Genomic DNA, 8,909 nt, shown 5'->3' on the forward strand with positions numbered 1-8,909 from the left:
ATATCCCTAAGCACGTGCTTATGTCTGAGATTGAGATTATCACCGATGGCGGACGCCGACGCCGCTGGTCAGCTGCCGAGATGCTGCGGATTGTCGAGGAGACACTGGAGGAAGGCGCAAGCATCTCCGTCGTCGCCCGCCGGAATGGCGTCGCGCCGAACTGTTGTATCGTTGGCGGCGTCTGATGCTGGAAGGAGCTGTGGCCGTGTCCGAAGATGATGACGTGACCAGCAATCGAGCCGTCCGTCAGATGGAGGAGCGCATCCGCGAGTTGGAACGGCAACTCGGGCGAAAGACAGTTGAAGTCGAGATCCTCAAGGAGGCGCTGGACAAGACCCGCTCAAAAAAACGGACGTGGCTCGCGCAGCCGCAGCCGAAGCCGAAGGACGGTTCCCGATGAAGGTTGTGGCCGAGTGGCTGGGGGTCTCCCGCTCCAATCTTCATGCACGGCTGGCCGGGGCACGAAGCCGCGTCGGCGCTACCATAAAGCGCAAGACGCGGCAGTCCTACCGCTTATCTCTGCGCTGGTGGCAGCGCGCCCGACTTATGGCTATCGCCGCATTACCGTGATCCTGAACCGCCAGCTTCGGGCGGAGGGCGCTGTTCCTGTCAATCACAAGCGCGTTTACCGCATCATGCAGGCGCATAACCTCTTGCTGGCCCGCAGATATACCGAGCGGCCGGAGCTGACCCACGAGGGCAAGGTGATCACGATGCGCTCGAACATCCGACGGTGCTCGGACGGGTTCGAGTTCACCTGCTGGGACGGCGACATTGTCAGTAGCGCGTTCGTCATCGACGCCAACGATCGGGAGATCATCGCTTGGCGAGTAGTGGTGAACGCAGGCATCAGCGGATCGGACATCCGCGACAGATGCTGGAGGCGGTCGAGGGGCGGTTCGGTGGCTATAGGGCACCTCGTCCCGTCGAGATGCTGAGCGACAACGGCTCGCCATACATCGCCAGAGAGACGCGCATCTTCCCGCGCCAGTTGGCCTCCAGCCTTGCCCACGCCGGTGAAGAGCCCGCAAAGCAATGGCATATCAGAAGCCTTCGTTAAGACCCTGAAGCGCGACTACGTCCATGTGACGCCGTTGCCGAATGCCGCTACAGTTCTCGGACTGATCGCCGGGTGGATCGAAAATTATGTTAACAACCACCCTCAGACGTGGCTCTGAACAAGACCGGTCACTCAGCACAATCTCGATCAACGACACTTCGAACGGCAGACACGTTCAGCCCATTTGTCGAGAGAGACACGCCCATGGGAACTTTGCTTCCCGCTCGGCTCACCGAGCCGACAAGGCCCGTCCTGGCGAAGGGGCAAGTTGTGAGTATGGAACTTTGGGGGCTGACGGCAAGTTTATGGGCGAAATGGAGGACACCGCACAACCGCCATCCGCCGATCCCCAAAAACGGGCGACGCTGCCATCGCTGATCGGATACGAAGTAGAACTAACAAGAATATCGGCACAGTGAAGACCACGCAACACTCATCCACTACCTGAACTTCTGCCAAATGGTAAATACATGGACGGTCGTCGCGACAGTCAACTTCTTCTCAAATTGTCGTCGATCGACCGCGCTTTGAAACTCCTTCTTGCACTCCTGGTGTTGGGGCTTCTCTATGTAGCGAGGCTCTTCCTACTGCCGGTCGTCTTGGCACTGCTTTTTGCCCTGACCTTGAGCCCCTTGGTACGCTTCGGACAAAGACATGGCGTGCCGAATGCGGCTTCGGCACTGTTTTTGGTTGTGTCGGTCTCGGTTATCGGCATGGGCGGAGCCTATGTGGTGAGCGGGCCCGTTTCTGACTTTGTCGCTCGCGCGCCGGCAATCGTGTATGAAGCGAACCAGAAACTGCGTCATCTGCGTGCGCCGCTAGAGAACGTGTCCCGTGCGAGCGACCAACTCGATGAGTTAAGCGGCAGTGGGAATGATCCTGATGTGCAAAAAGTGCGGATCGATGAACCCGGATTGATTTTCGAGATCGGCGAAGAATTGGCGACAATGGGCGGCATCGTGCTGGTCACAATCGTTCTGACGCTCTTTCTGCTCGTTTACAACACAGCGATCTACGACAAGATCGTGCGCGCCATCCCCCGATTGTCGGATAAGAAGCTGGCGGTACAGACCATCAATTCGATCGAGCGGGAGATATCCAGGTATCTACTCTCCATCACGATCATCAATATCTGCCTCGGATTCTCGGTGGCTGCGACGATGTGGATACTGGAGATGCCCTCGCCTTATTTGTGGGGCCTCCTGGCATGCGTATTGAACTTCATGCCCTACGTCGGCGCGATCGCCGGCGCTGCCATCCTCGGCACAGTCGCTCTTGTATCCATTGACCCATTGAGCCAAGCCGCCTTGGTCCCGTTTGCATACCTCATTTTGACGTCGGTCGAAGGCCAATTCGTGACACCAGCCGTTGTCGGCCGACGGCTGTCAATAAATCCGCTGGTTATCGTAATGTCCGTTGTGTTCTGGGCATGGATTTGGGGCGTCGCAGGCATACTTGTTGCCATACCGATCCTTGTTGTAGCGCGGACACTGTCCGAACACTTGCCGAGCTTTTCCGGCATACTGCATGCAATCGGTGATTCTAGGGAAGCTACCTTCGCGAATCGGGCGGGCAACGACTAAACGGCCTTTTCAGGTATGCCGTCTAAGGTGACGAATGGCGTGTGTGGCCTACCCCTTTGAGTGCGAGCCGTTGGCGATCTCATCCGAATTTCCCCATGCTATGCGGTCAAGCCATGAGAAGCTACATTTCCAACGAGACATTAGCAAAGCCGGCCGAGCCATCCATCCATCCGCAAGAACCACTCGTGCATGCATGAGGGCTGCAAGGCGTGGGGCGTGTATGAACCAGCTTCGGGAGGGACATCGGCAATGGCAGAAGATCCACCACAGAGAGTGAAGCCGCCGCGGCTTTCCAAAGGCAGCATCAATCGCTCCCTTGAGTTGGAGCAGACACTCGACCCGGTTATTTGCCGTGCGATTGATCAGATCGTTTCCGATGCAGTTACCGCCCGCTGGAGCGAGGAGGAGGAGGCCGAGCAGGCATTTCCTGTGCAACGAAGATTTGGCAGACAACACTTCCACGATGATGGAGGTGGCAATGACCCCACAGAACGAATTGTTTTCCATCGCCGCTCCGCCGGTGTTGCCTGAAAAGAACGATATTGCGGAAGCCAAGAGCCTCATGGTCCGTCCGTGGCGGCGGCAAAGACTTCCGTACTGTATAGTGACTATCTCAACATTCAGATGGCAACAGTCCGGCGACCCGGAGATTTTTGAGGTTGCGCTATCTGACCTCAAGCGGCTGTCGCTTTGAGCCGACACGCAAGAAAAGCTCGGCCGTCAGCATGATGGCGGGCGATTTGGCTGGCCAACAACAACGCGAGAGGGTCTGACACGGGCGTTCCAGACAGCACGGGGGTGCTACCTGAAGGTTAGTAAAATTCGAGATGGAAACGCTCCATTGCCACCGCGAGAAGTTCGCCGGGAACATTCGCCATGAGCGATCCTTTCGACATGAAGGAGACAGCTAATGCGCTATGAATTCGTTGTAACCGGCACGGGCAATCAGACACCTCCAGTTTCATTGGAATTTGATGATTGTAGGGAAGCAAGACGGGAGGCCATGCGCGCGCTCAGTGATTTGATGCGCGAGCAGGTCAAAACGAGCACGTTTCGAAATGCCGCGATCGACGTGAAAGACGATAAGGGGCAAGCCATCTTCCGCACGACTGTAACCGTGGAATAGCGCCAGCGACCGTTCCGCACCCATCGTATCCAATGACGCGGATGGAGAGTGCGAGCCGGTCACGGCCCGATGAGCAGAGCAGAAACTGAGTGGGCTGAGCGACGACGCGCCGAAAGGCCTTGCTCGCTTTCCCCCCACTTCCATTGAGACGGAATTCATTCTCGGCACCGACCTGCGTAGTACTGCTTGGTGTCGTACGGACGACCGCGTCGTTGATTACACCGGGCGAGGTGAATGGATCCAAAAAAACCGCGCATAAATTCGGGTGGTGAAGCGGTGGGAACAATGCCGAGCCAGCATCGTTCGCCGTTTTTGGCGCACGGCAGGAGCTCTCATGCCGACTTACTTCTTCGATACGGTCGAAGGCGCAGTGCTGTTCCACGACGATGAGGGCATCGAACTTCCAGGCAGTGACGAAGCTGAAGCAATGGCCAGACACGCTCTTGCCGATTTGGCAAAGGAAAAGCTACTCGAGAATAATCTCGAGCCGCTTATCATCGAAGTTCGCGACCGGGAGGACGGGCCATTGGCACGCTATGTGCTCACCCCCAAGAGGACTGCTCTTAACGGAACGTGAACACTTTCTGAATTGCCGAAGAAGCACTCGGCATCCCGTCGCGTTGTCGCTCTGGGACAATGACCGTCATATTGCAAGGAGTGCTTATCATGGACAGCCAGACCGCGGCCGAACCACTCATTAAGGCGCTGCGGGTTGAAGGATCGCTACCACGCGATGACGAGGAGAGGCTTCGTGCCCTCTCCTTTCGCGTTCAGACTTACGCGGGCGACGAGACCATCGTCGCCGAGGGCAGCCAGCCCGGCGAGAGTTGCCTGGTGATCAACGGGTTTGCTGCCCGGGTGCACTTTATGGAAGATGGTGCCCGTCAGATCTCAGCCATCCATATCGCCGGCGATTTCGTCGATCTCCATTCTCTGCACCTTGAGACGATGGATCACGAAGTTTCCGCGCTTGGTGCCTGTGAGGTGGCGACCGTGCCGCACGAAGAGTTGCTACGGCTGCTCGATGAGAGCCCACAGCTGATGTGGCTTTTCTGGCGGCTAACCGTAAAGGATGCGGCGATCGGGAGGGCCTGGATATCAGCGCTCGGCCGGCTCGCAGCCGACCAGCATCTGGCGCATCTGGTCTGTGAGCTCTATCAGCGATTGAGCGCCGTTGGAATTGCCGACGATCACCGTTTCACTCTGCCTGCCACGCAGATCGACCTTGCCGACATGCTCGGCCTCTCCTCGGTTCATGTGAACCGGACGCTGAAGCTGTTGCGAGAGCGCGGATTGTTGGACTGGCAGAACCGTCAGGTCGAAATCCTACGGCCTGCTGCCGTAGCGGAATTGGCGCAATTTTCGGACGATTATCTGCGTCTGAGTTCGGGCGAGAGGCGGTCCGCCTTTCGGAAACAGGCCAATCGCTAGTGGTTGGATCACATGATCGGCAACAAAAAAGCGGGGCTGTGAACCCCGCCTTTCCCACTTCGATCGACGCTGCCAGTACATCCGTGGTCAGCAGTCTTCGAAGAGTAGCCGCGCACTCAACGCTTCCGAACCCGGCATGAGCCGTACCAAGAAGCGGAGCGCGCGGCGTTGACGTTCAAATGGGATGGGTCGCCGTTAGGTTCAAGTGATAAATCATGAGAAACGTCCGACTCTGCAGCCCCACCAACGCTAAGCGGAACCGAAGTACATCGTTTACCGCTGTCTCGCTTTGCGGTTGGCGTAGCGAAGGTCTCGCGCAGCCTTGCGGGCTGCTTCATCTTCGACAACGCGGGAGATGCGGTCGCTCTCGACCTTGTCACGCGCTTCGATCTCGGCCTTGGCTGCGGCCTCGACCGCCGCTTCTCGCTCCAGCGCCTCAGCATGGATACGCTCTTCCTCATCGCGCTTGATGCGTTCGCGCTCGGCGCGTCGTTCTTCGCGAGCCGTAGCGACTGCCAATCGCTCTGCCTGGCGTGCAAGGCGCGTCGGCTCTGCAGCTTCTTTGGCGGCGCGGTGGGCCTTCAGCAAGGAGGCCTTCGCGTCTGCAGCTGCGGTGCGACGGTCGGAGAAGTCAGGAAGTTTATTGTTCTTCAAAATGAGTATCCGGTTTCGCTTGTGGTCTTGGTCAGGCGGTAGCGGCGCGCTTGGAAATAAGCGCTGCTGCGACGCGAGCGCGATCGGTTTGATCCTTTGCCAGTCGAGCCTTCCTCAGGCGCAGGGTCTTTTCCTCGCGCGCATGAACAAGCGTATCGACTTCCTCTATGGCGCGGTCCTTCGCGAGAAACTGAGATTGCGCCTTGGTAAAGGCGATCTCGGCCAATTGACGCGCCTTGCTGTGTTGCTCACTCATGGTGATTGCAGTTCCTTTTGATGCACTCGCCGTGGCGAGCTGCAATAAAAAAGGTCAGGCGACTGGCCTGACCTTCATTGGTGTCATGCTCTCGATGATGCCGGCTTATCCATGGTCAGCGAGAGCAAATCCTTTTCAGGCAGCCTGAAGGTTGCAGGCCGACATCTTGCCCGACTTGTTGTCGCGCTCCATCTCGTAGCTGATCTTCTGACCTTCGACGATTTCCCGCATACCAGAGCGCTCGACGGCGGAGATATGGACAAACGCGTCCTGTCCGCCATTGTCCGGCTCGATGAAACCGAAGCCTTTGGTGGAGTTGAACCATTTAACTGTGCCAGTGGTCATGATGAACCCTCTCTTAGCAAAATTGAATCCACCCCGGCGCGGATGCGACGAGGCACGTAAGTGCGATTTTTGAAAGAGAGGTCTGTTCAGGGCGCGGTGCCAATCGCGCGATAACCAAAGCTCGGCAAGCAAATATCGATAGATTTCGATATAAAGCACCCCGCCGCCACCGTCAACTCTTGCTGACCAAGCCCTGAAGGCCTGGGCGAAATCCCGGGTCTTCCGACTGCTGCGCGACCGCCCCCTGAAATCGTCCCTGAGGCGTTCAAACATGCAACTTCATCTATTTTTTTTGGCGCGATCCGCAGCGTGGAGTACAAGCTTGGCGAGGGACGATCCGACGGATTGGTGAGAGCATGGAAACCTACGATGAGCTGCGGCGCTATATTCAGACGTAATCAAAACCCGATGCCGTTCAGAGTCTTGCGGTGCGGCGCATTGCGCTGAACTTTCAGGAGAACCCGGAAAAGGTCCTTGAGGCCATGTGTTTTCTCAAGGCCTACGAGAGCCTTGAACGCTCCATGTTGACAGGCGCCGAACGGCACCATGTCGAGGCCTTGCGGATCCATGCCATCGATTGTCTAGACGAATTGAACGCGCAAGTCAGACGGAACTGCCACGCATCGAACGACAACAACGCACAGAGTCGCCTCTGACGAGAAGAGGCGGGAACATGTCCCGCCTCCTCAAACCCCGCACTCCAGACACATGAAGTCCGTCACGGCAACGTAGCGCTATGCCGCTTTGCTGGCCTTGGCTCGCTCGTTGGCGCTGGCATCGGCCAGCTTTGTCAGATCGCCATCGGTCTTCATCTCTTCCTGCAGCGTTGCGTCGAGCAGTTTGGCGGCATCCTTCATGCCGAGTTCTGTTGCCCAGCGCTTTAGCGTACCATAGCGCGTCATTTCGTAGTGCTCGACAGCCTGAGCAGCCGAAATCAGGCCGGCATCCAGCGCAGCCGTCCCCTTGAATTCGTCCATGATTTCTTCGCCCTCGGCGATGATGCCCTCTATCGCATCGCAGGTTTTCCCGCGCGCGGCCTTTCCGATCAGCTCGAACACCTGCTGCAGCCGCTCGATCTGACCCTCGGTCTCGTCGCGATGCTTCTCGAACGCTGCCTTCAGATCCTCCGACTGCGCCGCACGTTGCATTTTCGGCAACGCCTTCAGGATCTTGCGCTCGGCGTAATAGATGTCTTTCAGCGTGTCGTGGAAGAGATCGTCCAGCGTTTTTTCTTTGGCCATGGTGAGGTCCCTTTTTGGTTGGCGGTCGCGAATATGCGACCGGGACCACCAAACTGCGAGCCTTGAGCGCTGTTCCGCCCTGCCGGGAATTTCGTGGCGGCCTTTCGCCTCCGCGTGAAGGCCATTGCCGAAACATTCTGGCACGACACATCCCGATCGCCTCAGCCGCCACCGAGGCTGGCGAAGCCGCGGCCTGTCTATGAGTAAACCGACATGGCGCAGCTTCGCTGTAAGGGGGTTGCGGACATCCGTGGACGGCGGCCTGGCGCCCAGCGGCCCCACTTAACATCCGCAAGGAGCGAAGTACGGGTAACACCGCATTTCACCTGACGAAGTCACCCTGCAGGGTGCGCAGGCTGGTCTTCAAAAAGATGCGATCCTGAAGCAATCATGATCAACGCGCCGCTGATTACTGCGCTGCACTGTCAATCGGCGTACAAACTTGACCCCGTATCGGCGTCCGCGGCAGATCCTTTTGAACGACCACCCCTGCGCATGAAAAGCACGCCGAACCCGAGCTATCGTATCCACCGACTTCATCCCCGCACCATCCGCTCGCCGAAACTGGCGGGATGGTCGCTAATCATCTTCAAAATTGGGGGGGCAAAATTGGACGCTGATAACCCCGTCTAGGGGGTCAATTTTGCATGCCGAAACACAGTCGCTGACATCTTCCGCGCAGCACGGCCTGCCTACCGGGCCGCCCATGCAGGGCGCTTAACCCTATAGAGCTGTTCAGAAATCTGAACCGATAAACAATCTCGTCACGCGATTGAGTATTGGCTTTCGCCGAGGGGCGGAGCCGGGGTCGTTGCCGGACTGTCCACTTTTGGCGACAAACTTCGATAAGCCGTCGTTCCGGATCCGCTCCTCCTTGCCGCCGTTCCGGCTGTTGTGATCGCTATCCGAAACCTGCCGCTATCTAGGCTGCCCTCCGACAGAAGGAAGGGGACCAAGACGCCGTCGGAAACGCTGGCGCTGGCCAGCGTTTCCGACGGCACATCGCCGCGCTCTTCATCCAGCGGTTCGCTACCTCGGATTGCGAGCCCGCGCCGTCTCAGGCCATCTTTATGAACCGCAGGTTCAAACGGATGATGCAGGCTCGACCCACGCATAGGCGGAAGTCTATATCTCCCGGGCGCAGGATGGATCGCATTCGATCCGACGCACCGAAGCGTGGGTGATGTGAACCTCCGACAGGTGGCTGTCGCCC

Annotated in this window: 9 protein-coding genes and 1 pseudogene; 6 read left to right on the top strand and 4 right to left on the bottom strand. The window is 57.9% G+C overall.

What is annotated here, in order from left to right; genetic code table 11:
• Nucleotides 1-2: 2 nt before the first annotated feature.
• The 6 genes and pseudogenes from CN673_RS19640 to CN673_RS19660 all read left to right on the top strand — a co-directional run bounded on the left by CN673_RS19640 (nt 3) and on the right by CN673_RS19660 (nt 5,200).
• A pseudogene (locus CN673_RS19640) lies at nt 3-1,178 on the top strand (IS3 family transposase).
• A gap of 352 nt (nt 1,179-1,530) precedes the next feature.
• Nucleotides 1,531-2,643: an AI-2E family transporter gene (locus tag CN673_RS19645; RefSeq protein ID WP_099868113.1), complete on the top strand. Its 1,113-nt coding sequence runs from the start codon at nt 1,531-1,533 to the stop codon at nt 2,641-2,643.
• A 249-nt stretch (nt 2,644-2,892) separates the two neighbouring features.
• Nucleotides 2,893-3,174: a hypothetical protein gene (locus tag CN673_RS20995; RefSeq protein ID WP_157928971.1), complete on the top strand. Its 282-nt coding sequence runs from the start codon at nt 2,893-2,895 to the stop codon at nt 3,172-3,174.
• 379 nt (nt 3,175-3,553) lie between these two features.
• Nucleotides 3,554-3,769, top strand: a complete 216-nt coding sequence (locus CN673_RS21000; RefSeq protein ID WP_157928972.1) for a DUF6894 family protein — start codon at nt 3,554-3,556, stop codon at nt 3,767-3,769.
• A 334-nt stretch (nt 3,770-4,103) separates the two neighbouring features.
• On the top strand, nt 4,104-4,346 hold the full coding sequence (locus CN673_RS19655) for a DUF6894 family protein (protein WP_099868115.1): 243 nt from the start codon (nt 4,104-4,106) through the stop codon (nt 4,344-4,346).
• Between the two features lie 89 nt (nt 4,347-4,435).
• Nucleotides 4,436-5,200, top strand: a complete 765-nt coding sequence (locus CN673_RS19660) for a Crp/Fnr family transcriptional regulator (protein ID WP_198586076.1) — start codon at nt 4,436-4,438, stop codon at nt 5,198-5,200.
• A 273-nt stretch (nt 5,201-5,473) separates the two neighbouring features.
• Here the strand turns inward: CN673_RS19660 and CN673_RS19665 are convergent, their stop codons facing one another.
• From CN673_RS19665 to CN673_RS19680, 4 genes are all read right to left on the bottom strand, one after another.
• Nucleotides 5,474-5,854: a DUF6481 family protein gene (locus CN673_RS19665; protein ID WP_099868117.1), complete on the bottom strand. Its 381-nt coding sequence runs from the start codon at nt 5,852-5,854 to the stop codon at nt 5,474-5,476.
• A gap of 31 nt (nt 5,855-5,885) precedes the next feature.
• Nucleotides 5,886-6,110, bottom strand: a complete 225-nt coding sequence (locus CN673_RS19670; protein ID WP_099868118.1) for a hypothetical protein — start codon at nt 6,108-6,110, stop codon at nt 5,886-5,888.
• 135 nt (nt 6,111-6,245) lie between these two features.
• On the bottom strand, nt 6,246-6,455 hold the full coding sequence (locus tag CN673_RS19675) for a cold-shock protein (protein ID WP_099868119.1): 210 nt from the start codon (nt 6,453-6,455) through the stop codon (nt 6,246-6,248).
• A 734-nt stretch (nt 6,456-7,189) separates the two neighbouring features.
• Nucleotides 7,190-7,696: a YciE/YciF ferroxidase family protein gene (locus CN673_RS19680; protein ID WP_099868120.1), complete on the bottom strand. Its 507-nt coding sequence runs from the start codon at nt 7,694-7,696 to the stop codon at nt 7,190-7,192.
• Between the last annotated feature and the right edge of the window lie 1,213 nt (nt 7,697-8,909).

Origin of the sequence: Neopararhizobium haloflavum (genome assembly GCF_002750855.1) — a bacterium.
Classification (GTDB): Bacteria; Pseudomonadota; Alphaproteobacteria; order Rhizobiales; family Rhizobiaceae; genus Georhizobium; species Georhizobium haloflavum.